This is a genomic window from Hymenobacter elongatus, from assembly GCF_004745955.1.
GTDB lineage: Bacteria > Bacteroidota > Bacteroidia > Cytophagales > Hymenobacteraceae > Hymenobacter > Hymenobacter elongatus.
Genome location: NZ_SRLD01000052.1, coordinates 1 through 24930 on the forward strand (window position 1 = coordinate 1; position 24930 = coordinate 24930).

At 57.1% G+C, this 24930-nt stretch carries 20 protein-coding genes and 1 pseudogene; 7 read left to right on the forward strand and 14 right to left on the reverse strand.

The window, feature by feature from the left end:
* Positions 1-184: pseudogene (locus E5J99_RS21655) on the forward strand (hypothetical protein); the annotation flags it as partial.
* A gap of 266 nt (positions 185-450) precedes the next feature.
* Here the strand turns inward: E5J99_RS21655 and E5J99_RS19010 are convergent.
* From E5J99_RS19010 to E5J99_RS19020, 3 genes are all read right to left on the reverse strand, one after another.
* On the reverse strand, positions 451-702 hold the full coding sequence (locus E5J99_RS19010) for a hypothetical protein (protein ID WP_135499400.1): 252 nt from the start codon (positions 700-702) through the stop codon (positions 451-453).
* A 59-nt stretch (positions 703-761) separates the two neighbouring features.
* Positions 762-1808, reverse strand: coding sequence for a hypothetical protein (locus E5J99_RS19015; protein ID WP_135499401.1), 1047 nt, complete (start codon positions 1806-1808; stop codon positions 762-764).
* A 389-nt stretch (positions 1809-2197) separates the two neighbouring features.
* Positions 2198-2683, reverse strand: coding sequence for a hypothetical protein (locus E5J99_RS19020; RefSeq protein WP_135499402.1), 486 nt, complete (start codon positions 2681-2683; stop codon positions 2198-2200).
* Positions 2684-2969: 286 nt separating this feature from the next.
* Between E5J99_RS19020 and uvrA the strand changes: the two genes are divergently transcribed.
* Positions 2970-5891, forward strand: coding sequence for an excinuclease ABC subunit UvrA (uvrA, locus tag E5J99_RS19025; RefSeq protein ID WP_135499403.1), 2922 nt, complete (start codon positions 2970-2972; stop codon positions 5889-5891).
* Positions 5892-6099: 208 nt separating this feature from the next.
* Here the strand turns inward: uvrA and E5J99_RS19030 are convergent, their stop codons facing one another.
* From E5J99_RS19030 to E5J99_RS19040, 3 genes are all read right to left on the reverse strand, one after another.
* Complete coding sequence (locus E5J99_RS19030; RefSeq protein ID WP_135499404.1) at positions 6100-6801, reverse strand: DUF4142 domain-containing protein; 702 nt, start codon at positions 6799-6801, stop codon at positions 6100-6102.
* 68 nt (positions 6802-6869) lie between these two features.
* The gene (locus E5J99_RS19035) at positions 6870-7106 is read right to left on the reverse strand and encodes a hypothetical protein (protein ID WP_135499405.1); all 237 of its coding nucleotides are present in this window, start codon (positions 7104-7106) and stop codon (positions 6870-6872) included.
* Positions 7107-7144: 38 nt separating this feature from the next.
* Positions 7145-7729 carry a DUF4142 domain-containing protein gene (locus E5J99_RS19040; RefSeq protein ID WP_135499406.1) on the reverse strand — a complete coding sequence of 195 codons (585 nt, stop codon included), beginning with the start codon at positions 7727-7729 and terminating at the stop codon, positions 7145-7147.
* A 188-nt stretch (positions 7730-7917) separates the two neighbouring features.
* On the opposite strand from E5J99_RS19040, the gene E5J99_RS19045 reads away from it, so the two are divergent.
* Entirely contained in the window at positions 7918-8778 is an 861-nt protein-coding gene (locus E5J99_RS19045) for a hypothetical protein (RefSeq protein WP_135499407.1), read from the forward strand.
* A 110-nt stretch (positions 8779-8888) separates the two neighbouring features.
* Here the strand turns inward: E5J99_RS19045 and E5J99_RS19050 are convergent, their stop codons facing one another.
* The 4 genes from E5J99_RS19050 to queA form a co-directional block, all read right to left on the reverse strand.
* Positions 8889-9356, reverse strand: coding sequence for a hypothetical protein (locus E5J99_RS19050; RefSeq protein WP_135499408.1), 468 nt, complete (start codon positions 9354-9356; stop codon positions 8889-8891).
* A gap of 490 nt (positions 9357-9846) precedes the next feature.
* Positions 9847-10626: an enoyl-CoA hydratase-related protein gene (locus E5J99_RS19055; protein ID WP_135499409.1), complete on the reverse strand. Its 780-nt coding sequence runs from the start codon at positions 10624-10626 to the stop codon at positions 9847-9849.
* Between the two features lie 71 nt (positions 10627-10697).
* Positions 10698-11423, reverse strand: a complete 726-nt coding sequence (locus tag E5J99_RS19060; protein WP_135499410.1) for a 2-C-methyl-D-erythritol 4-phosphate cytidylyltransferase — start codon at positions 11421-11423, stop codon at positions 10698-10700.
* 139 nt (positions 11424-11562) lie between these two features.
* Positions 11563-12612: a tRNA preQ1(34) S-adenosylmethionine ribosyltransferase-isomerase QueA gene (gene queA / locus E5J99_RS19065; protein WP_135499411.1), complete on the reverse strand. Its 1050-nt coding sequence runs from the start codon at positions 12610-12612 to the stop codon at positions 11563-11565.
* A 142-nt stretch (positions 12613-12754) separates the two neighbouring features.
* Here queA and E5J99_RS19070 point away from each other — a divergent pair, with 142 nt between their 5' ends.
* The 3 genes from E5J99_RS19070 to E5J99_RS19080 all read left to right on the forward strand — a co-directional run bounded on the left by E5J99_RS19070 (position 12755) and on the right by E5J99_RS19080 (position 16363).
* Positions 12755-14014, forward strand: coding sequence for an ABC transporter permease (locus tag E5J99_RS19070; protein WP_135499412.1), 1260 nt, complete (start codon positions 12755-12757; stop codon positions 14012-14014).
* 203 nt (positions 14015-14217) lie between these two features.
* Positions 14218-15081, forward strand: coding sequence for an LOG family protein (locus E5J99_RS19075; protein WP_135499413.1), 864 nt, complete (start codon positions 14218-14220; stop codon positions 15079-15081).
* A 100-nt stretch (positions 15082-15181) separates the two neighbouring features.
* Positions 15182-16363, forward strand: coding sequence for a lycopene cyclase family protein (locus tag E5J99_RS19080; RefSeq protein ID WP_135499414.1), 1182 nt, complete (start codon positions 15182-15184; stop codon positions 16361-16363).
* 9 nt (positions 16364-16372) lie between these two features.
* On the opposite strand, the gene E5J99_RS19085 is transcribed toward E5J99_RS19080, so the two are convergent.
* The 3 genes from E5J99_RS19085 to E5J99_RS19095 form a co-directional block, all read right to left on the reverse strand.
* The gene (locus E5J99_RS19085; protein ID WP_135499415.1) at positions 16373-17113 is read right to left on the reverse strand and encodes an ABC transporter ATP-binding protein; all 741 of its coding nucleotides are present in this window, start codon (positions 17111-17113) and stop codon (positions 16373-16375) included.
* A gap of 82 nt (positions 17114-17195) precedes the next feature.
* Entirely contained in the window at positions 17196-17417 is a 222-nt protein-coding gene (locus E5J99_RS19090; protein WP_019948259.1) for a DUF2795 domain-containing protein, read from the reverse strand.
* Positions 17418-17551: 134 nt separating this feature from the next.
* Complete coding sequence (locus E5J99_RS19095; protein WP_135499416.1) at positions 17552-18856, reverse strand: DUF349 domain-containing protein; 1305 nt, start codon at positions 18854-18856, stop codon at positions 17552-17554.
* A 532-nt stretch (positions 18857-19388) separates the two neighbouring features.
* On the opposite strand from E5J99_RS19095, the gene ettA reads away from it, so the two are divergent.
* Positions 19389-21053, forward strand: coding sequence for an energy-dependent translational throttle protein EttA (gene ettA, locus E5J99_RS19100; protein WP_135499417.1), 1665 nt, complete (start codon positions 19389-19391; stop codon positions 21051-21053).
* Between the two features lie 271 nt (positions 21054-21324).
* Here the strand turns inward: ettA and E5J99_RS19105 are convergent, their stop codons facing one another.
* On the reverse strand, positions 21325-24780 hold the full coding sequence (locus tag E5J99_RS19105) for a hypothetical protein (protein WP_135499418.1): 3456 nt from the start codon (positions 24778-24780) through the stop codon (positions 21325-21327).
* Positions 24781-24930 lie beyond the last annotated feature (150 nt).

Here is a 24930-nt window from a genome sequence, read left to right on the forward strand (position 1 = left end):
CGCCCGCCAGTGCCTGCACCAGCGCATCCCCACCCAGGACGACCTGAGCGCGCACGTCGACGCCTGTGTGGCGGAACGCAACGCCCGGCGAGCAACAGTCAACTGGCAATTCTCGCTCGATAAGGCACGTGAGAAACTAACCCGACACTATCAAAAGGTTTGTACAGCTAATTCTCCTGACTAAGCACTAGGGTGTGTGGACAATAATCGAAAAAGCAGTTCTGAATGCTTTTTGAACGTCATGTCGAGCAACGCGAGACATCTCGCGTGCGGTCATTGGGATTACTCCTCTTACGTCAGCACGCGAGATGTCTCGCGTTGCTCGACATGACGTTCTTTTTTCTTACTGTCCACACAGCCTAGGTTATTACAAGGAAAAAAGGGTCGCTCTGCATAGAGTGGCCCTTTTTTCCTTGTAATAACATTCTTGAGGTGAAGGAACGCCGGACGCTAGCAGTAATTCCGCAGCTCCTTGTCATCCACGGCTACCAGCGCATCCAGCCGCAGCTCGAAGCCGTCTTCCAGGCGCAAGTACTCTACTTTGTCCTGGATAACCAGGTCGGTGATGATGCCGGTATAGGTGCTGGGCGGCGTGTCGGGCTCGGTGCGGTAAAGCAGCGTGCAGACCTGGCGGGTAGTGGCGCGGGCTTCCAGCTCGTCGTAGAAGCTGCAGCTGATGGGTTGGTAGGGATTGGCAGGCATGGCGGAGAAAAGTGTCGGAGTGGCTACTTCCTGTTCTACGTACTACCGCGCCGCCCCGGCTATGGGAGACTCGGCTGAGCTGCCGGGATGAGTAGCCGGCGAAGTGGCGCAAAAAGCGGGTGTCGGTCTACAATCAACGCTATGGCTACGGCCACGGCCGGGCCCGCCAGCAGCAGCATCCGGCTCATCTCACCCGAGAGTAGCATGTGGGCCAGCACCGCCAGCAGCAGCAGCAGCGTAGCACCGGGCCGCAGCGGCCGCAGCCACTGGCCCCTGGCTGCCCGCCCGCCCCAGAACCCGGCCAATACCACTAAGTTGAACAGCCCGTATACGCCCCCGCAAATGACCAGGCCCCGGGGCGAAAACAGCCAGCGCAGATTGCTGCCCACGCTGGTGCCGTGCGCCAGGGCATTGGCGACGCTGTCGGTGGCTGCCCCGGCAAGTTGCGCATCAATGGCCCAGTGCACCGCGCCGAGCAGCCCCAGGCTGGCTGCCACGGCCAGCAGCCGCTGCCACCACGGCACGAACTGGCCACAGAGGAATGCCAGCGGTAGAAACAACAAAAAGGATTCCTTGAGCACCGGCCCCAGCACCACGGCCAGCAACAACACGCGGCCGGAGCGCGCATGCACCGCATAGTATAATGCCGCTACGGCCACCACCACGGCACTATCGACCAGCAGCAAGCCCGTGACGTAAGTGGCCGCGCCGCAGGTGAGCATGGCCGCCATGCCCAGCAGCGCCGGACCGGCCGCCGCCCCGGCCGCCACCGCGCTACGAAAAGCCAGCAGCCCGGCCCCGGCCAGCAGCAGCACATTCACCAGAAAAAAGCTGATGCCAAGCGGCGGCTTATCGGAAGGAGATATTAGGTTGGCGAAGCCCTGCGCTGCCTCAGCCAGGGCTCCGGCCGCCAGCGGCACCACTAAGCGGTAGCGGTGCGTCACCGGCACGTCGAAGCTGCCCTGGGCCATGCGCAGGTAGCTTTGCTCATCCAGAGTATAGGCGGCCGGATGGTTTACTAGCAGCAGGTAGGCATTGCCCCACAGCAGCGCCAACGCCAGCAGATACACCAGGAATGAAGACTTGCCACGCACAGACCAAGACATAGAGAAGAAGCAGCTTACCCTCTAGCGGCGCAGTATCGGCCAGTACTGAGGGTTGGATTTCCAGGACAGGAAAGGGCCCAATATACTACGCGAAACTACCGGGCTCCGTATCGGGCGGCAAAAGGCCGGCGTGCCAACTGCCTGACGGGGCAGCTAGGACCCGCAAGTAAGTGTAGCGGGCATTCCGCTCTTTTCTAGAGAGCCCGCCATAACTGGAGCGGCCGGCTGTGCGCTTTCTGTGCGCAGGGCGGGCTAGTGACGGCCCGGCGCTTAGAGCCGGATGTATATAAGGGGAGACGAGTGGCCTACGTTGAGGATAAGCGCTGCTGTACACGAAAAAGCCTCTCCCGAAGGAAAGGCTTTCTGTTTTTGATGCGCCAAAGCGAGACTTAGTCCTTGTCTTTTCCTTTGCTCTTTCCGTGGCCGTTGCCATGGCTCTTGCCTTTTTTATAGTCGCCCTCGTACCCGTCATTCCGGTCGATGAGGATGGCTTGGCCGGTACGCATTTTCTTGGCCTGGCCGGGCGGCATGCCGTGCGGGTGCCCGGCTTTGGGGTATTTCGTTTTGTATTCCCGGATGCGCGACCAGGGCTGAGCCCCTACATAGTCGATAACCACCGGGTGAAAGTTGTTGGGGTTGTAGCCACTTACGTTGACCACCCGCGCCCAACGGCCGTCGCGCAGGAGCACGTAGCGTCGGTCGCGCGCATCGTAGTAGCCCTCAAGCTCGGGGATATAATAATACTGCGTGGTGGTACCCACGGCCTGGCGCCAGGTGGGTAGTGCTACGTTGCTGTTCCCCTGCGCCCGGGCTGGTGTTGGCGTGTTCAGCGCCAGGGCAAATAGGCCGGCCGCGACAATTTTGAGAAGTTTCATGGCTTGATGGGAAAGAAGTGAGGGTGCAGTAAAAACCAAGTAACGCAAATACGGAGCCAAGCAGCTACAGAAGCTTAAAGCCACAGCGTGTGTACAGCCACAGATTATTTATTTGCCCTGCGACAATGCGTGCCTCCACTGTGTTGTAACTCCTCCGCCGGGCTTCCACTGGCCAGCGGCTCCCCACGTGCTGGCCGTGCGCTAAAACCACTGGCAAATAAGCTATTCGGGGTAGCCAACGGGCCGCGTTTTGCGTACCTTTGCGGACTTATTCGATCAGCTTTGCATGGCTAAGAAAACAACTGCCTCCCCTAGTGCCCCCCATTCTGCTGCCGTTCTCGCGCCGCCAGCCCTGCCGCAGCGGGCCGCCGACGTCGAAGCGCCTTTTATTGAGGTGTACGGGGCCCGCGAACATAATCTGAAAAACATATCGGTCCGGATTCCGCGGGGGCAGCTCGTGGTCTTTACCGGTATTTCGGGCTCGGGCAAGTCGTCGTTGGCTTTCGATACCATTTATGCCGAAGGCCAGCGGCGCTACATGGAGACCTTCTCGGCCTACGCCCGCTCCTTTATGGGCGGCCTGGAGCGCCCCGACGTGGACAAAATCGAGGGCTTGTCGCCGGTTATCAGCATCGAGCAGAAAACCACCTCGCGCAACCCCCGGTCCACGGTGGGCACCATCACCGAGATTTACGACTTCCTGCGCCTGCTGTATGCGCGCACCGCCGAGGCCTTCAGCTACGCCACGGGCCAGAAGATGATCCGGCAGAGCGACGAGCAGATTATCAACTACATCCTCAAGCACTTCGCCGACAAAAAACTGGTGGTGCTGGCACCGGTCGTGAAGGGCCGCAAGGGCCACTACCGCGAGCTGTTTCAGCAGGTGGCCAAGCTGGGCTTTACCAAAGTGCGCGTCGATGGCGAGCTGCTCGACATCACGGCCAAGATGCAGGTCGACCGCTACAAGATCCACGATATCGAAATCGTGATTGACCGGCTGCAGGCCACCAAGGAAGACCGGTTTCGGCTCTCGGGCTCGGTGCAGAATGCCCTGACCCACGGCAAGGGCACCATGCTGGTGCTCGACTCGGACTCGAAGAAGACGCAGTTTTTCTCGCGCTTCCTGATGGACCCCACCACCGGCATTGCCTACGACGACCCGGCCCCAAATACCTTCTCCTTCAACTCGCCCTACGGCGCGTGCCCTACCTGCAACGGCCTGGGCGAAGTGCAGGAAATAACGGAGGACAGCGTGATGCCCGACAAAAAGCTGAGCATCAGTCGCGGCGGTATCGCGCCGCTGGGCGAGTACCGCGACATCTGGATTTTTCAGCAGCTCCAAACCATTCTCAAGCGCCACAAAGTCAGCCTCTCCACGGCGTTGGACAAGCTGCCGGCCGATCTGCTGGAGAAGCTGCTCTACGGCATTGAGGAAGAAGAAGGCGGCGACCCTAAAAAGGCCAGCTACGTGGAGCCTTTCGAAGGTATTATCCCGTTTCTGCGCCGCCAGATGGACTCCGATTCGGAGAATATCCGGACCTGGATTCAGGAGTATACCCAATCCAAAGAGTGCCCCGAGTGCCACGGCCACCGGCTCAAAAAAGAGTCGCTCCACTTCAAGATTGCCGACAAGAACATCGGGGAGCTGTCGGTGATGGACATTGCGCAGCTGGCGCAGTGGTTTGAGAACCTGGAGAGCCGTATTTCAGACCGCCAGAACCTGATTGCCCGGGAGCTGCTCAAGGAAATCCGGAAGCGCATTGGCTTCCTGCTGGAAGTCGGCCTGGAGTACCTGAGCCTGCACCGCTCGGTGCGCACGTTGTCGGGCGGCGAGTCGCAACGGATTCGCCTCGCCACCCAAATCGGTACCCAGCTCGTGGGCGTTCTTTACATTATGGATGAGCCCAGCATCGGGCTGCACCAGCGCGACAACGAACGCCTCATCAAGGCCCTGCAGCACCTGCGCGACATCGGCAACTCGGTGATTGTGGTGGAGCACGACAAAGACATGATTATGAATGCCGACTACGTGCTCGACATTGGTCCGGGCGCGGGTATTCACGGCGGCCATATCGTGGCCCAGGGCTCGCCCACCGATATATTTCAGTCGGGCAGCCTTACGTCGCAATACCTGAGCGGCCAGAAGCACATCGAGCTGCGCCGCCAGAAGCGCAAGGGCGACGGCAACCTGCTGACGCTGAAGGGCGCTACCGGCCACAACCTAAAAAACGTGACCGTCAAGATTCCGCTCGGTAAGCTGGTGGCCGTCACCGGCGTATCGGGCTCGGGCAAGTCCAGCCTGATTCATGACACGCTCTACCCGATTCTGAATCAGTACTTCTTCAACGCCAAGCGCGACCCGCTGCCCTACCAAAGCATTGAGGGACTGGATTTGGTTGATAAGGTAATTGAGGTCGACCAGTCGCCGATTGGGCGTACGCCGCGCTCCAATCCGGCCACCTACACCGGCGTATTCACTGAAATCCGGAGCCTGTTTGCTTCCTTGCCGGAAGCCAAAATTAGGGGGTACGGGCCGGGACGCTTTTCCTTCAATGTGAAAGGCGGCCGCTGCGAAACCTGCGAAGGAGCGGGCCTGCGCACCATCGAAATGAATTTTCTGCCCGATGTGCACGTGCCCTGCGAAACCTGCAAAGGCCGCCGCTACAACCGCGAAACCCTGGAAGTACGCTTCAAAGGCAAGAGCATCACCGATATTCTCGACATGACGGTGGAAAAAGCCGTGGAGTACTTCGAGAATCAGCCCCGAATTCTGCGTAAAATTCAGGTGCTGAACGAAGTAGGCCTGGGCTACCTCACGCTGGGCCAGCAGGCTACCACGCTGAGTGGCGGCGAAGCCCAACGCGTGAAACTGGCGACGGAGCTGGGTAAGAAAGACACCGGCAAAACGTTCTACATCCTCGACGAGCCTACCACCGGCCTGCACTTCGAAGATATCAACCATCTTTCCGACGTATTGCAGAAGCTGGTCGACAAAGGCAATACCGTGCTCATCATCGAGCACAACCTCGACCTGATAAAGGTGGCCGACTACATCATCGACCTCGGTCCCGAAGGCGGCGGCGGCGGCGGTACCGTCGTGGCCCAGGGCACACCCGAGCAGGTTGCCAAAGTCAAGAAAGGCCACACCGCCCGCTTCTTGGCCGAAGAGTTGAAGATCAGCAAGTATGCCGATGAGAAGGTGAAGTAGGAGCAGTTGGTTCGCATAACCACGACAACGACACTGCAGCAACAGAGTGTTCGGTTCGGGCTAAAAGGTTGGTGGTGCCTTTCCTCTGCCGGTAGGCGGCATGCCGCCGCCGTCGGTAGCGGTAGCGCTGCAGGAAGCACAATGCTATAAGATAAAAAGCCGCCGCAGAATGCTCTGCGGCGGCTTTTTATGTCCTATCAAAATTTCATTACATTTTCATGTCGCTGTGCTTCTTCGACATGTCTAGGTGGCCTTGCACCACGGGCGTCACCTTGCTGATGAAGCCCTGCAAGTCGGCGTCCTTGGTCATTTGCTGATGGGCCTTCAGCGTGTTCAGGGTTTTTTCGTGGTCTATCACCATCTGTTCCATAAACTTCTTCTCGAAGTTTTTACCCGAAAGCTTCCGCATCTGGGCCGCAATGGCTTTGTGCTCTCCGTCCATATCGGGGGGCAGCACCACGTTCTTCTTGCCCGCAATGGCCTTCAGATCCGCCGTCGACTTGGTGTGGTCCTTAATCATCATGTTGGCGTGTTCCTTCACCATACCGGTCACACCTTTCTCTAGAGCCAGCTTGCTGAGTTGAATTTCATTCTGGTCGCTGGCGGCCGCCGACTGCATAAATTCGGGGTCGGTGGAATGCGGAGCAGTGGGCCCGCCGGCTGAGTTGGCATTCATATCGGCTGGGGCCGTGCCCGTGGCCGCAGCGCTGCCGGCCGCGCTGGCATCGGCAGGCATCGTAGTCGAGGCCGAGTCGCCGCTGGTGGCGCTGTTCATGTAGTTGTCGCCGGCATTGCCGCCCGCTTCCTCCGAGTTAGTCGGCGTTTCGGTTGTGGTCGTGGTGTCGTTGCTGCTGCAAGCGCTGAAGCAGAATAGGCTGGCACACAGCAGGCTGGTGGTAATGCGTTTCATAGCGGGTGAGTTGGAGAGTACAAGGAACTGTGAAAGAACAGGAGTGGGAAAATCAGGGCCAAGCGCTGTTAGCGGTTCATGCCTGCCGAGTCAGTCGCCATCGAGTCACTACCAGCCGTTACGGTGACCCCGGCATCGTTGTCGATAACAGTGGCATCAGCCTGTACGCCACCTTCCTCGGCGGCGGCATCCATGTCGCTCACGGCCTCGCCGGCCGTCCCATCGGTGCGCTTCTCAGCCGAGTCGCAGCTGGAAAAAGAAAGTAGTGCCCCTAAGGCAAGCAGCGAAAAAAAGCGCATTTTCATAGCGGGGAAGTAAGGTTGGTTGGAAAAAGGCGAAAGTGTTAGGGCAATTCTTCTACTTGGTCATTCACTTGCTCGGCCATTTCCAGGTGCTGCTTGAGCACTGGGGCGTATTTGGCGGCAAAGCCCCGAATGTCGCCGTCGTACGCGTCTTCACTCATGTCCTCGAAAGCGTCTACATCTTTTTTATGGTCGGCCACCATGGCAGCCATATATTGCTTGTCGAAGGCACTACCGGTCAGGCCCGATAGTTCCCGGTAGGTTTCCTGCTGTTCGTTGCCCAGGCCGCCCGGCAGCACCAGTCCTTTCTGCTCGGCCAGCGCTTTGAGGGCGCTGTTGGCTTCGGCGTGTTGCTCGGCCATGTGCTGGCCAAAGTTTTTTACGGCTGGAGTCGTGGCTTTTTGCTGCGCCAGCTTGCCTAGCTCTACTTCCAGCAGGCCGTCACTGGCAGCATTCACCATAAACTCTGCATCGCGCTCCTGCTTTTCGGTCACGTTTTCATTGCCAATGCGCTTCTCGTTCTGAAACTGCGCTTCCGCCACTGGGTCTTTCTGGCCCGCGTCGGGCGAGCAGGCTCCTAGTAGTAGAAGCAAGCTCAACGGCAGGATGCGAGGCGAATAAAACATACGGCAGCACAGTTGAAGGAGAGAAGTAGAAATGAGATTTAAGCTATACGAACCCCCTGCGCGGTAGTTTTGAGCAGAATAGTTCCGGGGCCTAAATTTTTTTTTGCAGGGGGATTAAACTACTGGTTGCTCACTTCCTCTAAATGCTACAAAACCAACAAGTGCTACACATTCCAACTTCTTCCCCCATGACAACTGCCACTCTCCGCTCCCTGGGTTTCGCCGCGCTTGCCGGCGGCCTGCTCTGCTTCACCACCGCCTGCAACAAAGACCAGGACGCCGCCCCGGAGAATCTGGAGTCGGCGGAAGACAGCGGCAACGCTGAAGACGAAAATGCTGCCATCGGCGACATCATCGAAGTAGCAGCTCCCGGCAACGAAAAGGTTTCTAACAGCGCTGTACGGGAGCCCGCCGACTTGCTGCGGGTATTCGGCACCTGTGCCACGCGCAGCTACAACCAGGAGACCCGCACCCTCACCATCGACTTCGGCCTCACCAACTGCGTGTGCCCGAACGGCAAAACCCGGCGCGGCAAAATCGTAGTTGTGTTTGGTGGCCCTTACCGCCTGAACGGAGTAGTACAAGCCGGGGCCACGGCGGCCGTCACGCTAGTGGATTATTTTGTGAATGACCGGCAGCACACCGGCACCCGCCTGTTCACCAGCCTGGGTAGCGGCTCCTTCACCCTCGACGTGCAGAAAGCCAGCATCATCACCGCCGAAGGTACCCACAGCTGGACCTCGCAGCGCACCTACACCCGCACCGCCGGGTTTGGCACACCTACCATTCAGGACGACAAATTTCAGGTGACCGGCCAAGCTACCGGCACCAACCGCAAAGGCGTAGGCTACACCGCCCAAATTCAGCAGCCGCTCATCAAGAACTTTACCCTGGGCTGCGCCCGCCACTTCACGGCCGGCACGGTCAACATCACCAACTCGAAAGGTAAATCCCTGCTGCTGAACTACGACCCCACCGGCACCGAAGCCTGCGACAACATTGCCAGCATCACGGTCGGTAACGTTACGCGCACCATTCGTCTGCGCTAAATTTACCCAACTGCGCATAGCACACTACTGCAGCTTGCTACCAACAAAAGCGGCCCGGAATTCCGGGCCGCTTTTGTTGGTAGCAAGCGTAACGTGTAGCCACTTGGCGCTCATTTTTTGAGCTTTTTTGCATGAAGCGTCAGGGTTGCTGTGCCACCACCGGCACCATCGGCCGTAACGACGCACTTGCTGTCATAGTAAATACCATCTCCATCTCCGTTCCAGAAGGAGATATAGGTGAAGGAAGAAATGCCGGTAGCTGCGTCAAGAGTCAGCGGTGGCATCAGGCTGGCGGGCACCGGCCCCGTCCATACCGAAGTACGGTTGCCAGATGACGTTTCTACATAGTTGCTCTGCGTCATGTCCAGGGGGGCGGCCAGTCCAGTCAGGCAGGCACACATACCGACCTGGAAGTAGTTTTTCGCTACATAAGCGCCATTATCTTGGTTATCTGAGCTGCTGGTAACAACAGGGCTATGCGACTGGCGTGGTGTAACAGTCGTGTCTTTTTCGCAGCTCACATGCAACATGGCCAAGCCAATGACCATTGCTCGCACTAAGAGAGAGGTGGGTGCCATAGGTGTAGGGATTAGAAGTGGTTGACTGTGAATTACTTCTAATAAGCTACGCAGTAATACGGATAGTTGAAATGGTTATTCGAATATTGATAATCAGAAGGCCTTGTGTGCGTGATAAAGACACATAAAGGATAAAAGTTTAAATATTAATAATTTTATATGTAGATGTAATGGTCTAATAATCAGCAAATTGTGATATTTGCTTTTTGCCGCAACTGTGTTCGGCTTCCATGTCTACTTGCAGTAAGTAGTTGCAGCGTACGCAAACTCTTTACTTGCTCGCACGCCACATGCAAAGCAGGGCAGCCTTTCCTGAAAAGCTGCCCTGTGGCACTGAAAGTGCCAGTTCATCACTTCTTACACTTACTGCCCATAGCCAAATTGCATGCGTAAACATGTGGCAGCCACAGCAGGAATCAGGAATGCTTTGTTAACGCTGGCCTGAGTTGTAGCCCGATGTCAGACAGCAGTATTGCTATCCTACAATTAACTAGATGCCTTTGAAAACAGGCTTGCGCTTTTCGGTGAAAGCGGCCACACCTTCTCGGTAATCAGCCGATTCGCCGGCAATCTGCTGGCAGTGCGCTTCATAATCCAGCATTTCGTCCAGCGAGGTAGCTCCGGCTTTATTGAGCATCTGCTTAATGAGGCCAATGGACTTGGTGGGCGCGGCGGCATAGCGGGCGGCCAGCGCCGCCACTGCGGCGTCTAGCTCGGCCGGGGACACTACTTGGTTTACCAGTCCCAGCCGCAGGGCTTCCTCAGCCGTCACCTTCGAGCCCAGCGTGCATAACTCAAATGCTTTGAGCGTGCCTACCAAGCGGGGCAAAAAGTAGGAGGAGCCCGAGTCCGGGACCAACCCGATATTGATAAATACCTCAATCAGCGAAGCATCCGTGGAAGCCACCAGCACGTCGCAGGCCAGCGCCAAAGAGCAGCCCGCGCCAGCCGCCACGCCATTGAGGCGGCCAATGATGGGCTTGGGTAGGTTGCGCATTGCCCGAATAATAGGGTTGTAGCGCTTGTGCAGGGTGTCGGCAAAAGAAAACTGGGCCTCATCCTGGGTGGCTTTCAAGTCCTGGCCCGAGCAAAAGGCCCGGCCGGCACCGGTCAGCACCACTACCCGCACCGAATCGTCCTGGGCCACTTGCTGCAAGGCATCCTGCAGCTCGTAGCTCTGCGGATTATTAAAGGCGTTAAACACCTCGGGGCGGTTCAGCGTGATGGTGGCTACGCTATTCTGGACGTCGTAAAGCAGGCAGGTATACATGGGGAATAATATCGGGTGGAAGAAGATGAGAAACGAAAAGTAAGCCGAACCGGGCAAAGCAATGGCATCCCTTATACAGCGCTCCGCTCCGCCAGCAGCAGCGCTTCAGCTACAATCAGATCTTCGGGCGTCGTTATTTTCAGATTTCGGTAGTCGCCCGGCACCATATAAATGGGCTGCAGATCTTCTACCACGCTGGCATCGTCGGTGAAGGTATGCAGCTCCGGCAGTTGATAGGCTCGCCGCAGCAGGTGCAGCTCAAAGCACTGCGGCGTCTGAACCAGGCGCAGCCGGGAGCGGTCGAGAGCATAAGAGCCCTGTTGGGCTAGGCCCCGCACCGAGTCTTTGGGCGCCACGGCTGCCACGGCTGCCCCGCGCTCAGCGGCTGCCACGTAGGTATTCTCAATCACGGCGGCCGACACCAGAGGCCGCACTCCATCGTGCACCGCCACGATGCCCGTGGCCTCGTGGGCCAGGTGCGCCAGTCCATTCCGAACGGAGGCCCACCGGGTGATGCCGCCCGCCACCACCACGTGCGGAATAGTCACGCTATGCTCGGTGCAGAGCTGCTGCCAGGTATCGAATTGCTCGGCTGGCAGCACGACTACGCAGTGCTGCACCCGCAAAGCGGCATCGGCAAAACGGCGCAACGTGTGCAGCAGCACCGGCTCGCCCAGCAGGTTCAGGAATTGCTTGGGCCGGTCGGCACCCATGCGCGTGCCCGTGCCGCCCGCTACCAGAATAGCGTAACGCGGGGTGGCGGGGGCTTGAGCGCTCAGTGGCTTGGGTTCGTTCATGCGAAGTAGGGGGAGGCAAGGTACGGCTGCGGCCTCACGCAAAACGCCGAATACCTGGCAGGCATTCGGCGTTTTGCGTGGTGGTAGTATAAGAGAATAGAAAGTTGAAGACCAGCATCCTACCTCTCTAAAGCCCCAACTACAGAATCAGCATCGCATCACCGTAGGTGAAGAACTTATACTTCTCTTTGATAGCCAGCCGGTACGCTTCCGTCAGCAGCTCATGACCCGCGAAGGCCGAAGCCATCATCATCAGGGTGCTTTCGGGCATGTGGAAGTTGGTGAGCAGCGTGTTGGCAATCTTAAACTCGTGAGGCGGGAAGATGAACTTGTCGGTCCAGCCCTGGTTTTCCTTCAGGCGGTTGTGCGCCGATACCGACGACTCAAGCGCGCGCATGGAGGTGGTACCGATGGCGCACACGCGCTTTTTGGCGTCCAGGGCCCGGTTCACTACCACCGCCGACTCCGCCGATACGATGAAGTTCTCCGAATCCATTTTGTGCTTCGTCAGGTCTTCCACATCCACGGGCCGGAAAGTGCCAAGACCAACGTGCAGCGTCACCGGAACGACGTCTACCCCCTTGATTTCCAGGCGCTTCATGACCTCACGGGTGAAGTGTAGGCCCGCCGAGGGCGCGGCTACTGCGCCCTTGTGCTTGGCATAAATGGTCTGGTAACGCTCCTTGTCGGCTGGTTCGGCCTCGCGGGTAATAATATCGCGGGGCAGTGGCGTCTCGCCCAGGTCGTTCAGGGCTTTGTAGAACTCCTCGTCGGTACCATCGAACAGGAACTTGATGGTGCGGCCACGCGAGGTGGTATTGTCGATAACTTCCGCTACCATGTCGCTCTCGCCGAAGTAAAGCTTGTTGCCGACCCGGATTTTACGAGCCGGGTCAACCAGCACGTCCCAGAGGTGGATTTCCTTGTTCAGCTCGCGGAGCAGGAATACTTCGATTTTAGCCCCCGTCTTCTCCTTATTGCCGTACAAGCGCGCCGGAAACACTTGCGTGTCGTTGAGCACCAACACGTCGCCTTCGGTGAAATACTCGATGATTTCCTTGAACACGCGGTGCTCAATCTTGCCACTGTCACGGTGCAAAACCATCAAGCGCGACTCGTCACGGGTCTTGGCCGGATGCTGCGCCAGCAGATTCTCAGGCAGATCAAATTTGAACTCGGACAGTTTCATAGGCTAAGGAAAGGCAATAGGAGGGGAAGCTAACAAAATTTTGGGTTGGCAAAAGTACCTACAATGGCCGGATTAATCGTTACTTTTCGCCCGAAATCTAGTGGTTGCCTCTACTCCGTCATTTGCCTAATCCGCTCCGCCGATGCTCGCCCTGCGCCTGACTCTGGAAAGCTTCCGCTTCGCGTGGCAAGCCCTCAAATCAAACCTCTTACGCACCATTCTGTCGCTGCTGGGCGTCACGGTGGGCATCTTTGCCATCATTGCCGTGTTTGCCGTCGTCGACTCGCTGGAGGCCAACGTGCGCAAGAGCATGAGCTTCGTCGGCGACAAGGTGATTTATGTGGGTAAGTGGCCCTGGGCCTTCGGGGGTGAGTATCCGTGGTGGAAATATTTCAACCGGCCCGTGCCCTCAGTACGCGAGTTTCGGGAGCTGCAGAAAAACCTGGGTCCCAACAACAAGGGCGTGGCCATCTTTGGAGCCGTTGGCGGCAGCGTACTCAAAGCGGGCAGCAACAGCGTGTCAGACTGTGCCCTGCAGGGCGTCAGCTACGACTACCGCAAAGTGTCGGATGTGCCGATTGCCGAAGGCCGGTATTTTACCTCTCAGGAAGTGGACGCGGCCCGCAACGTAGCCATTATCGGGGCTACCATTGCCGAGAATCTGTACCCGAACGGGAGTGCTATCGGCGAAGAGTTTAAAGCCCGGGGCCAGAAGTTTGTCATCGTTGGGGTGATGCAGAAGGAAGGCAAGAAGCTGCTCGACACGCCCAGCAACGACACGAACTGCCTGATTCCCTTCGGAATGTTCACCAAGATGTTTGCGCTGAATACCGGCGGCATGACAGGCGTAACCCCCACCATCGCCGTGAAAGGCAGCAACAGCGACCCCGGCCTGCTCGATCTGGAGTATGAGCTGCAGGGCGTGATGCGCAATATCCGGGGGCTGAAACCCCGACAGGACGATAATTTTGCCCTGAACCGGCCCGAAATGCTGGCCAACGCCATTACCCAGCTCTTCTCTATTATTGGCATAGCGGGGGCCGTTATTGGTTCCTTTGCCATGCTGGTGGGCGGCTTCGGCATTGCCAACATCATGTTTGTGTCGGTGAAGGAGCGCACCAATATTATCGGCATCCAAAAATCACTGGGCGCCAAAAACTACTTCATTCTGTTTCAGTTTCTGTTCGAAGCCATCTTTCTCTGCTTACTTGGCGGGGCAGCCGGAATTTTTCTGGTGTTCCTGATTACCCTGATTCCGCAGGATTCGCTGCCGTTGTTTTTGTCGGCGGGCAATATCACGCTGGGGCTCACCGTGTCGGTGGTGATTGGCATGCTGGCCGGTATTGTGCCGGCGGTGCTGGCCTCCAACCTGGACCCGGTTATTGCGATTCGCTCGAAGTAGGGGCTAGCACGTAACTCAAAGGCAACATGTTAGGTCACTTGTTAACAAATTGTTAACTTGCGCGCCCCTATTTTTGGTCGCCCTGCCCGAGCAGGGCGGCTTTGTTTTGCTCCCACCTTTCTATTTTTTTACCAACGGGTCGGGTGTACCGCTACGGGCAACGATGTTGCCTCCACCTGACCCCGCAATTCCCCTGTGTAGCCATGACGAAACTCAAAAAAACCAGTCGGACCAAGTCGTCTGACGAAGCGCTGAATGCCGGCAGCGGACAGACCATCGTTCAGCCGAACGTGAACGACAACAAGGTTACCAGCATCAGCGACATCCGCGAGCAAACGCACGGGGAGCGTACCGTGCAGGTCGACGACGAGCAGCGCATCCGCAAAGCGTTTGTGGACAAAGACTGGAACGAAATCAAGATTGCCGACTCCTGGCAGATCTTTAAGGTGATGGCCGAATTCGTGGAGGGCTTCGAAAAGATGTCCAAAATCGGTCCTTGCGTATCCATCTTTGGCTCGGCCCGCACCAAGCCCGACAACCCCTACTACCAGATGGCCGAGGAAATTGCGGCCAAGCTGGTGCGCCACGGCTACGGCGTTATCACGGGCGGCGGCCCCGGCATCATGGAAGCCGGCAACAAGGGTGCCCGCTCCGAAGGCGGCCGCTCGGTAGGCCTGAACATCGAGCTGCCCTTCGAGCAGTTCCACAACATCTACATCGACCCCGACAAAGTCATCAACTTCGATTACTTCTTCGTGCGGAAGGTGATGTTCGTGAAGTACGCGCAGGGCTTCATCGGTATGCCCGGCGGCTTTGGCACCCTCGACGAGCTGTTTGAAGCCATTACGCTGATTCAGACCAAGAAAATCGGCCGCTTCCCCATCGTGCTGGTAGGCACCAAGTACTGGCAGGGCATGTTCGACTGGATTCAGCAGGCTATGCTGGAAGACGAGCACAACATCTCGCCCGAAGACATGGACCTCGTGCAGCTGGTGGACGACGCCGCGTCGGCGGTGAAAATTATCGACGATTTCTACTCCAGGTACCTGTTGTCGCCAAACTTCTAGGCGGTCACGTACTTCTTTACACTGGAAAGCCGGGCTTACGTCCGGCTTTTTGTTTTTCCTATATATTCGCCGTGCGTCATCTTTCCCAACCTCCCGCGCTATGCCTGCTGCCCCAGCCCAACCAGAATACGATTATCTGATTGCCGGCGGCGGGGCGGCGGGCCTGAGCCTGGCTTATCACATCAGCCAGGAGCCCCGGCTGCGCGGTAAGCGCGTGGTGCTGCTTGAGCCCGAGGCCAAAGATCAGAACGACCGGACCTGGTCGTTCTGGGCCGATGCCCCCACGCCTTTTGATGCCATAGTCGCCCACGAGTGGGAGCGGCTGGCATTTCGCAGCCCGGCTTTTGAGCGGGTGTTTACGCTTCAGCGCTACCGCTATAAGATGATTCGGGGGCTGGATTTCTACCGTTTCGTGCGCGAGGCGTTGGCGCAGAATCCGCAGTTTACACTCGTGCGGGAGTCCATCGACACTTTGGTCAATACCCCGGAGGGCGTGACGGCCCACACCAGCGCAGGGCGGTATACGGCCCGCTACGCTTTCGACAGCCGCCCGCCCCGCCTGGAGCAGCAGCCTGATAAGTATCGGTATCTGCTCCAGCACTTTGTGGGGTGGGAGATTCAAACCGAGCATGATGCGTTTGATCCGGTGACGGTGGAGTTCATGGATTTTCGGGGCGAGCAGCAGCAGCAGGCGCGCTTCATCTATGTGCTGCCCTTCGGCCCGCGCAAGGCGCTGGTGGAGTACACGCTGTTTTCGGAGCAGCTCTTGCCCAAGGCTGAATACGAAGCCGCTATGGCCGCCTATCTGCGCGACACGCTGGGCCTAACTTCCTACACCATTCTGAGCGAGGAGGTAGGAGCTATTCCCATGACCGACCACCCGCTGTCGGCACGCTCCGGGCCACACATCATCAACCTGGGTACCCGGGCGGGGCGGGCCAAACCCAGCACGGGCTACGCGTTCAAGCGCATTCAGGAACATAGTGCCCGGCTAGTGGACGCGCTGGCCCGCACCGGGGCACCACCCCGCCACCTTACCGGCGACCAGCCGCAGTTTCGCCTTTTCGATACGCTGCTGCTCGATATTATGAAGCGGCGCGGCGAATACACCCGGGATATTTTCACCGAGCTTTTTCAGCGTAATCCGTTCGAGCGGATTCTGGCTTTTCTGGATGAGCGCACTTCCTGGCTGGACAATTTCCGCATTCTGAACTCGGTCACGGCCTGGCCGTTTCTGCAGTCCATCTGGCACGTGGTGCGTGGCCGGCCGGGGCAGCGGTAACGGTCTTTGTTACCCTACTGCCAAGCTCTCTTCACTCTCCAAAAACGTGCGCTCGGCCCGCACCACGGCGGCGGATAACGGCTGAAGCTGGGGCGCAGGCCGCGACAGGTTTAGCAAGTAGCCGGGCAGATCGGCGAGGTTATCGAGGTCGTGGGTAATGCAGAGCACGGTTTTACCGGCTTGTTCTACCCAGTCACGAAGCAGGTCGAAGATGCGGCGCCGGTAATACACGTCGAGCTGCTGGGTGGGTTCGTCGAGCAGATACAGCTGCGCGTCCTGCAGCGCCAGCTGGGCCAGCCACACCAGTTGCTGTTCGCCGCCCGAAAGCTGGGTGAAGTCGCGGCGGGCGAGGTGCAACGCCCCCACGCGCTGCAGGGCCCCTTCGGCCAGCTCGTAATCGTGGGGCTGGTAGGCGCTCAGGAACCGGTGGTGCCGAAAGCGGCCCATTACTACCAGCTCCCGCACTTCAATCGGAAAACCCACGGAGCTGCGCTGGGGCAAGTGGGCTAGCAGCCCGGTGGCCGCCGGCCGCCGCACTTGGCGGAGGTTCTGGCCGGCTACATGCACAGTGCCCTGGTAGGGAATACGGTCGGTCAGGGCCCGGAACAGCGTGGTTTTGCCGCAGCCATTGTGCCCGATAATAGCTACGAAAGCCGGCGCGGGCAGGCACAAAAAAAGGTTGCGGAGTAGAACACGCTGTTCGTACCCCGCAACCAGATTTTCAATCTTCAGAACTGAGAGCTCAGACATAAGAACCAAGAAGGCAATAAGCAGAGCTGCCGAGTAAAGGCCGCAGTCTGGGTTCTAGCATCTCCGCTCTGAGCGCTTCGTGCTAGTATTCGTCTTCGTTGAACATGAAGTCCTCCTTGGTCGGGTAGTCCGGCCATACTTCCTCAATGTTCTCGTACGGCTGCCCGTCGTCTTCCAGCGCCTGCAGGTTTTCTACTACTTCCATCGGGGCACCCGAGCGGATAGAGTAGTCAATGAGTTCATCCTTGGTGGCAGGCCAGGGGGCATCTTCCAGATACGAAGCCAGTTCGAGGGTCCAATACATAGTCGTGTGTGCTACAAAAAAAGGTTGGCAAAAGTAGTGTTTAAAAGTTAGTAGCGAGCCGCCTACTTGCAAAACACGGCTCTACGGTCAGGGTTGCTTCAGCAGGACAACGTAAAACGCGCCCGAATGTTGGGCTAGGCCGCTAAGCGCTTGCGTAAGATTTCGATGAGCTCGGTTTTGGTACGGATTTTTCGGTCGAAAGCCCGCACTTTTCCCTGCAGCATCGTCCGGAACGTGTCGTTGCCGGGCGAGTCGCTGAGCTTATCCAGATTCTCGGTTAGTACCAGATGCTCCTGCTGATCCGACTGAATAAAGTCGCGCAGAGCCTGGATGCGGGTGTTGACCTGCTCTTCTGCCGTCAGCGTTTCGGTGCTGCCCGCCTGGCGTTTGCGGATAAAGTGCTCCAGGGCGCTCATTTCGAATACTTTGTCGCAGGCCATGATGAACTGCTCCCACACCCGGTCCGATTCCTCCCCCCGCACGGGGCCTACTTTCTTCCAGGCGGCCTGCAGCTCTTTGGCGCGGGCCACGGCCTCGTTCATGGGCCGGACGAGCAGGGCATCAGCCTCGGCTACCAGGGCGCGCTTGCGGCTCAGGTTGTCATCGGGGCCGGTGGCGTACGTTTCGACGCGTTTGGTGTTGATATGTTCTTTCAGGCGCTCGAAGAAGTGGTTGTGAGCGGCCCGGAAGCGTGTCCAGAGCTCATTGGCCTGCTTGCGCGGCAGCGAGCCACCCACTTCTTTCCACTCCTGCTGCAGCTGCTTGAGCTTGGCCGTCGTGTTGTCGAAGTCCTCGGTGTTCTGCAGTGCTTCCGACTTATGAATCAGCTCCTTATACTTATCGTAGACGCGGTTGGTCATCGCCTTTTTCTGGGCAATGAAATCCTTCTTGCGCACGAAAAACTCTTCTACGGCCTCGTGGAAGCGCGCTTCCAGCTCTTCGGTGAGCTGTTTGTCAACGGGCCCGGTCTTGATCCAGGCCTGTCGTAGATCCTTGAGCTGGTCGCCGGCGGCCTGCCAGTCGATGGTGTCGTGGAGGGCCTCCATCTCCTGAATGAGGCTGATTTTGGTAGCCAGGTTTTTCTCCCGGTTGCGGCTGATCGTGACGTTGATATCGGCTTCGGCTTCGCTGAGGCGACGGTGCAGGGCCGCAAAGTCGCCAAGTCCATCGTAGAGGGCCGTTTGCTCTTTCAGGTGCAGGGCCTTCATCAGAAAAGAGCCCTTATTCTCCGACTCTTCCATTTTCAGCAGCAGCTCATCTACCTTGGCACGGAAGGTTTCGAAGCGTTGGGCGAAGTAAAGCAGGGCGGCCTCTTCAGAATCTTTCACCTGGCCCACCCGCCGGGCTGGCAGGCTCATAACCGGTCGGAGCCACACCTGGTCGCCCTCGATGTAGCCATAACGGCGGGCTTCGGCCAGTAAGTGGTTAGGTTGTTCCATAGACGAATAATGCGGGGCGAATAGGGGTGAAATGGAGTTCGGAGCGGAAATATGAGCAAGATTTACGGCATGCCTACCAGTTGCCCGTTGTTTTTTGGTGGCCCGTCGGCATTCCGTGGAATCTTACGCGGGCCTGCCTACCTTTGATGAGCGGCCGTTTGGCGGGTGCTGGTCGGCACACGGCCCGGCGGTCTTCTCCGGAAAGTAAGGCTACGCACTGGTTACCCGCACGGTTATGCCCAGTTGACACCACGTAACAGCTAACTCACTCGCATAGCTGTGACGACTGGTAGCGGCCTGGGTGGCCCAATGAGCCCGCAAAATATCGAGTATTGGCAAAATCTCAACTCTCTACCTGTTCTGTTAGCTCTGCCCACCGCTCCCAACGGGGTACTATTGGTTGGTAACTGCCGACACGTTTTCCGGGCACCGTAGCGCGGGCGTTGGGCCAAATCTGCTTTCTTGCCGCTAATACCTTCTTCCTTCTCCTTTTCTGGGCTCTTACAGCCCTTTTCTTACCACTTCTCCTTCCATGAGCGACCAGACGATTATCTTTTCGATGGCCGGCGTGACCAAAGTGTACCCGCCGCAAAAACAAGTTCTCAAAAATATTTACCTCTCCTTTTTCTACGGGGCCAAAATCGGGGTTCTCGGCCTCAACGGTTCGGGTAAATCCAGTCTGCTCAAAGTTATTGCCGGCGTCGACAAGCAGTTTCAGGGCGAGGTAGTGTTTTCGCCGGGCTACTCGGTGGGCTACCTGGAGCAGGAGCCGCAGCTCGACCCGGCCAAAACGGTGCTGGAAGTGGTGCAGGAAGGCGTGGCCGAAACGGTGGCCCTGCTGAAGGAATTTGACGAAATCAACGACGCCTTCGGAGCCGAGGATGCCGACTTCGACAAGCTGCTCGAACGCCAGGGCACCGTGCAGGAGCGCCTCGACCACCTCGACGCCTGGAACCTGGACAGCAAGCTGGAGCGCGCTATGGATGCCCTGCGCACCCCCGACGGCGACGCCATCATCGGCAACCTGTCGGGTGGGGAGAAGCGCCGCGTGGCGCTGTGCCGTCTGCTGCTCCAGGAGCCCGACGTGCTGCTGCTCGACGAGCCTACCAACCACCTCGACGCCGAATCGGTGCTGTGGCTGGAGCAGCACCTGCAGCAGTACAAAGGCACCGTGATTGCCGTAACCCACGACCGGTACTTCCTCGACAACGTGGCGGGCTGGATTCTGGAGCTGGATCGGGGCGAGGGTATTCCGTGGAAAGGCAACTACTCTTCGTGGCTGGAGCAGAAATCGACGCGCCTCGCGCAGGAGGAGAAAACCGAAAGCAAGCGCCAGAAAACCCTGGCCCGCGAGCTGGAGTGGGTGCGGATGTCGCCCAAAGCGCGCCAAGCCAAGAGCAAGGCCCGCGTGGCCGGCTACGACAAGCTCGTGAGCGAGGAAGCCAAGGAAAAAGAGCAGCGCCTGGAGCTGTTCATCCCCGACGGCCCGCGCCTGGGCGGGCAGGTTATCGAGGCCCACGGCATTACCAAGGCCTTCGGCGACAAGCTGCTGTTCGAGAACCTGTCGTTTGCGCTGCCCCAGGGCGGTATTGTGGGCATCATCGGGCCCAACGGCGCGGGCAAGTCCACGCTGTTCCGCCTCATCACCGAGCAGCTGCAGCCCGATGCGGGCAGCTTCGAAGTCGGCCCCACGGTGCAGTATGCCTATGTCGATCAACAACACGACACGCTGGACCCGAACAAATCGGTGTTCGAAACGATTTCGGGCGGCACCGAAACCATGTTGCTGGCCGGCCGGCCGGTGAATGCCCGCACTTACGTGGGCAACTTCAACTTCCGCGGCGGCGACCAGGAGAAGAAAGTCGGGAGCCTCTCGGGCGGGGAGCGAAACCGGGTACACCTGGCCACCACCCTCAAGCAGGGTGCCAACCTGCTGCTGCTCGATGAGCCCACCAACGACCTCGACATCAACGCCATTCGGGCCCTGGAAGACGCGCTGGAGAACTTCGCCGGCTGCGCCGTCATCATCAGCCACGACCGGTGGTTCCTCGACCGGCTGGCTACCCACATCCTCGCCTTCGAGGGCGACTCGGAAGTGGTCTGGTTCGAGGGCAATTTCTCCGACTATGAGGAAGCCAAGAAGAAGCGCCTGGGGGATGTAGAGCCCAAGCGGGTGCGGTATAAGAAGCTGGGGTAACGTTAGCACCCGCGTAACGGAAGCCCTACGTAAAGATGTCATACCCGAACAATGGGTGTTTCATTCTTACGTAGGGCTTTTGGCTTGCCGGTAGTATTAGCAATTATTTCGACAACCATATCTATGCTGAAGGTAGATGCTCGCCTTATGCTCCTATTTTGATACCTAACAATGCCACAAGCGAAGAATGCTGCATAAAATTATCCGCGCCATTGATGTAGGCTGGCATAATGATGCAACGCTATTGTAGGAAACTTGTGAGCTGCGGTACTTACTCCGTTTGGAACTGAGGATGAGTGGCTTTATGGTTGAGTATGCTGCCGTTCCTGTTAAACTGTACTGATCCTTGCCAGTAATTGATAGTGCCGCGCCGTTCGGTCCGGGAGAAGATGTTGAATAGGGGAATATCCACTGTCAGGCCCAGAGAGAAGCGAAAAGCGTCCCGTTTCTCCACGGTAGCTCCGCTGCTTTCCACTTTGCGCAAGTCAGGGTTGAACTGCCCCCCGGCGAGCAGGGACAAAGGGGAGTTGCGGAAGCCGTACACGCCAAATATCCCCGGAGCCAGGATCTGCTTGAAGGTAACATCTTGAGGGAGGGTGGAGGTATTGTTCTCCGGATTAAGCCGAAACTGCACCGGCGCTGCAATATCAATCAGGGAAACAAAAGCGCTGAGGGAGGTGCCGCGAAGGTACCGCTCCTGATTGTTGCCGCCGTAGTATTGGTAAGACCGGGAAATCCGGTTTAGGCGCGATGATGCCCGACTGACATGCCGTTGTTTGGCGCTGAGACCTTTCGGGTTTGTTTCGCCGCTCAGCTGCTGGGTCTTTAGGGCGAGGGTATTTTCTGCCTTCTCGATTCGGCCGCTCATACCCCAACTGATGGCCAGACCGATGGGAGCCGTGAAGCCGGCGGCACCCCGCAGCTGTTTGGAGACCAATAGCCGACCATTCGCTGAACCCTGCAGCCACTCACCGCCGGCATTGAGGCCCGCGTAGGCATTAAGCGACACGTTGACGAAGGTTTGACGTTTAATACTCGAGCTACCTGTTGGCAATGCGGCTGCTTTCAACGCGTTGTGCACATCTTCGGCTTTGCGCGCTTCGGCCACAGCCGCCATAAACTGCCCATACCGAATGAGCTGAGGAATATTGATGGGAACGGCCGCTTTGGCAAGCCCATAATCCAACGACCAAGTGTCTAGCAGAGACAGCTTGGTATTGATACTGGCAGTGTCATATTGGTTTTTTAGCTCGCCGACATATTTTACTGCGGCAGCGGGTATCTGGGCTTGTAAAGCATTTTTATAACTGGCTAGAGCCTCTGCCGTGAATGGCTTAGTAGGCAGTGGGGTGATAGCAACGGCATACTGCTCCTGAATTTGGTGTAGCTGCTCATATTGTGCCTGGAGCGGCAATAAATCAAAGTCGTTGGAAAGCAACGACGCCGTCTCTGCTGCTAACAGTGGCGTAGCCAGCGTACTCCAGGCTGCCGGCTTACCGGAAGTTACCGGCTTACCGGAAGTGCGGTTCGCTATCAGGCTGTCCCGCACCGATTGAAATGCCGCCAGTAGTTGCTGGCGCTGAGCAGCCGTAAGATTTTGCGCAAAGTTGCCGCGTTTCTTCTCGACCAGGCGCAGTACTTCATCGGGAGGCAAAATAGTTGTCACCACCATTAGCAGGTTGGCCACCGTTACGCCGTATCGGCCCTCGCCGGCGGCTATGTAGCCCTCCAGGATAGCGTCGCTGAGCTTGCGCTGCTGGCTGAGCACCAAAGCTGAGCGGTGCATGATTTTACTCTCCGTGAATTCGGCCGTACTAAGTAGCGTCCGATACAGCGGCTCATAATCTTTAGCCCGTAGCTTGGTGGCGCTATCTGTCACCGTTGCTCGTTGCCGCAAGTGAGCAATCTGCCCTTCCATTTGGGTTGCCAAACTACAGAAGCCCAATACGGCTCCCTGTAGTTTATTAGAGTCGTAGAGCAGCGGATCGGTAGCACCGAGCTGGTTGAGCTGCTGGTAGATGAGGCCCAAAAAGAAACGGTACTTCCGTTCCTGAGTGGTCAGTTCTTCTACTTGATCTTTGGTTATCCATCCCCGCTCCAAGCCGGAATTCTGACGGATGGCGTTCGAAAATATACTCAGACGCTGCAACGCTTCCTGCATCCCTTCCTTGTCCTCAATAAGCCCCGAAGATTGCTCCACGATACCGCTGAGCGTGGAAAGCAGTTCGGCCGGGTGAGTGCCACGCGCCGCTTCGCGTAGCGACATGAGTACCAGGTACACGTAGCGCAGTTGTATCAGGCGGGTTTTGTTAGCTGTAGGATTCAGGAGCAGCGTGCGGTGGATAGTGCGCAGTGGGCGGCTACTGGCTTGCTCCGAATAAACAGTCTCGGTAAAATTGAACATCAACTCCGTCAGGTCCTGGCGGAATGCCGAACGCAGGAGCTGAATCACCGAGGTGTAGTCGTTAGAGCCACGAGTCAGCAGCTTAGAGGTGGAGGGAAAAAGAAGCTGAATATCGTTGTAGCGAGGATCGTTGAGAATAGCGGAAAAGCGCTGGAAGAATGCAGCGTTTAACTCGGCTTGCAGCCGCTCGGCAACGAACATCGATAAGCCATCAATAGCCACCGCCTGCCAGGATGGAATGGATGTTTGGGTGCGTTGAGCGGCAGCGGCGGCCGGGTCGGCCAAGGAGTGGGCGTTATCGTTGGAGCCAGACAGCCCACTGTACATAGTGCCAGTGAAGAAAGTAGCGTCCGTCAATGAAGTTTGCATCCCATAAATCGGCTGATGTATAGTTGGCATTAGCGCATCTATCTGAGCCTCGATGGTATGAAGCGCGACCGACTCTATTGGATACCACTCGTAAAGTTTTTGCTTCTGGTAAGCCGTTTTTTCCATCGTTCCATACGCAATGTCACGGTATATTTTCGTGGACGATAGCAGGAATGTGTCAAGAATAGCTTTGTAAGCTTTAGTTATTTTATTTTTTCTCAATACTGGATTTTTTTCTTCTATTTTTTGCAAATTCTCTATTTTATCTTTGGCCTTAGCTATTAGTTCAACAGCTTGTGCATCATCCACCGCGTACCTGAAAGGATACCATTTATTTGCAAACTCATTGATATTGGGCAAGCCAGTAGTTGGCATGATATTTCCGGTAGCTGCAATTTCTTGCCGAATTTTAATCATTAATTCGTTGGATTGAGTTGCCCGTTGCTGTATTAATTCCGAGAACTTGCTAAGCTTCAGCGCAGTTTCTCTTATTTCTATACTTTTTTTATCTGTAGCTCTGCTCAGCTGGGCAAGCTCACTGGCTTGCTTGCTATTTATATTGTCTTTTACTTCGTTAAGCACATCAATGATGGCTTGCGAATTCGTGCGTGCAATCATTCTATTAATTTGAGCGGTATTATTCCTTTTGGCGTTTACGCCTTTGGATGATTCATATAGCCCCGTTATTTGGTCGTTGGTCGTAGCAATATTTTCTAGGCTATCTAATATTTGCTGGGTGGCTTTTCCTAGCTCCGGGGCTATGTAAGGATTGGGAGCAAAGTCTTCGTATATTTTAATAAACGATATCGGCTGCTCACTAACAGGGTAATAGCTAGCCAGTATTCGAAAGAATTTATAGGCGTCATTAATCTTGGTGTTATTCGTGCCACACGCCTCATCAAGCCGCCGACAGTCGTTGTAAGCATTCTGCGCGTGAGAGCTGATAAACGGCATTACAACCAGTAATAACAGGCAGGCAGGGTGCAACCCAAATTGTCGCTGCGTATTCGTAACTTAGGTCATGACTACAGCCCCCTCCACCGCCATGAGTAAGGCCGAATACCTAGCGTTGGCCGAGCAAAAATACACCGAGTTGCAGGCCCT

Coding starts and splice junctions, on each gene's coding strand:
- E5J99_RS19010 (WP_135499400.1), bottom strand. CDS start 702: ATGCCTGCCAATCCCTACCAACCCATCAGCTGCAGCTTCTACGACGAG.
- E5J99_RS19015 (WP_135499401.1), bottom strand. CDS start 1,808: ATGTCTTGGTCTGTGCGTGGCAAGTCTTCATTCCTGGTGTATCTGCTG.
- E5J99_RS19020 (WP_135499402.1), bottom strand. CDS start 2,683: ATGAAACTTCTCAAAATTGTCGCGGCCGGCCTATTTGCCCTGGCGCTG.
- uvrA (WP_135499403.1), top strand. CDS start 2,970: ATGGCTAAGAAAACAACTGCCTCCCCTAGTGCCCCCCATTCTGCTGCC.
- E5J99_RS19030 (WP_135499404.1), bottom strand. CDS start 6,801: ATGAAACGCATTACCACCAGCCTGCTGTGTGCCAGCCTATTCTGCTTC.
- E5J99_RS19035 (WP_135499405.1), bottom strand. CDS start 7,106: ATGAAAATGCGCTTTTTTTCGCTGCTTGCCTTAGGGGCACTACTTTCT.
- E5J99_RS19040 (WP_135499406.1), bottom strand. CDS start 7,729: ATGTTTTATTCGCCTCGCATCCTGCCGTTGAGCTTGCTTCTACTACTA.
- E5J99_RS19045 (WP_135499407.1), top strand. CDS start 7,918: ATGACAACTGCCACTCTCCGCTCCCTGGGTTTCGCCGCGCTTGCCGGC.
- E5J99_RS19050 (WP_135499408.1), bottom strand. CDS start 9,356: ATGGCACCCACCTCTCTCTTAGTGCGAGCAATGGTCATTGGCTTGGCC.
- E5J99_RS19055 (WP_135499409.1), bottom strand. CDS start 10,626: ATGTATACCTGCCTGCTTTACGACGTCCAGAATAGCGTAGCCACCATC.
- E5J99_RS19060 (WP_135499410.1), bottom strand. CDS start 11,423: ATGAACGAACCCAAGCCACTGAGCGCTCAAGCCCCCGCCACCCCGCGT.
- queA (WP_135499411.1), bottom strand. CDS start 12,612: ATGAAACTGTCCGAGTTCAAATTTGATCTGCCTGAGAATCTGCTGGCG.
- E5J99_RS19070 (WP_135499412.1), top strand. CDS start 12,755: ATGCTCGCCCTGCGCCTGACTCTGGAAAGCTTCCGCTTCGCGTGGCAA.
- E5J99_RS19075 (WP_135499413.1), top strand. CDS start 14,218: ATGACGAAACTCAAAAAAACCAGTCGGACCAAGTCGTCTGACGAAGCG.
- E5J99_RS19080 (WP_135499414.1), top strand. CDS start 15,182: ATGCCTGCTGCCCCAGCCCAACCAGAATACGATTATCTGATTGCCGGC.
- E5J99_RS19085 (WP_135499415.1), bottom strand. CDS start 17,113: ATGTCTGAGCTCTCAGTTCTGAAGATTGAAAATCTGGTTGCGGGGTAC.
- E5J99_RS19090 (WP_019948259.1), bottom strand. CDS start 17,417: ATGTATTGGACCCTCGAACTGGCTTCGTATCTGGAAGATGCCCCCTGG.
- E5J99_RS19095 (WP_135499416.1), bottom strand. CDS start 18,856: ATGGAACAACCTAACCACTTACTGGCCGAAGCCCGCCGTTATGGCTAC.
- ettA (WP_135499417.1), top strand. CDS start 19,389: ATGAGCGACCAGACGATTATCTTTTCGATGGCCGGCGTGACCAAAGTG.
- E5J99_RS19105 (WP_135499418.1), bottom strand. CDS start 24,780: ATGCCGTTTATCAGCTCTCACGCGCAGAATGCTTACAACGACTGTCGG.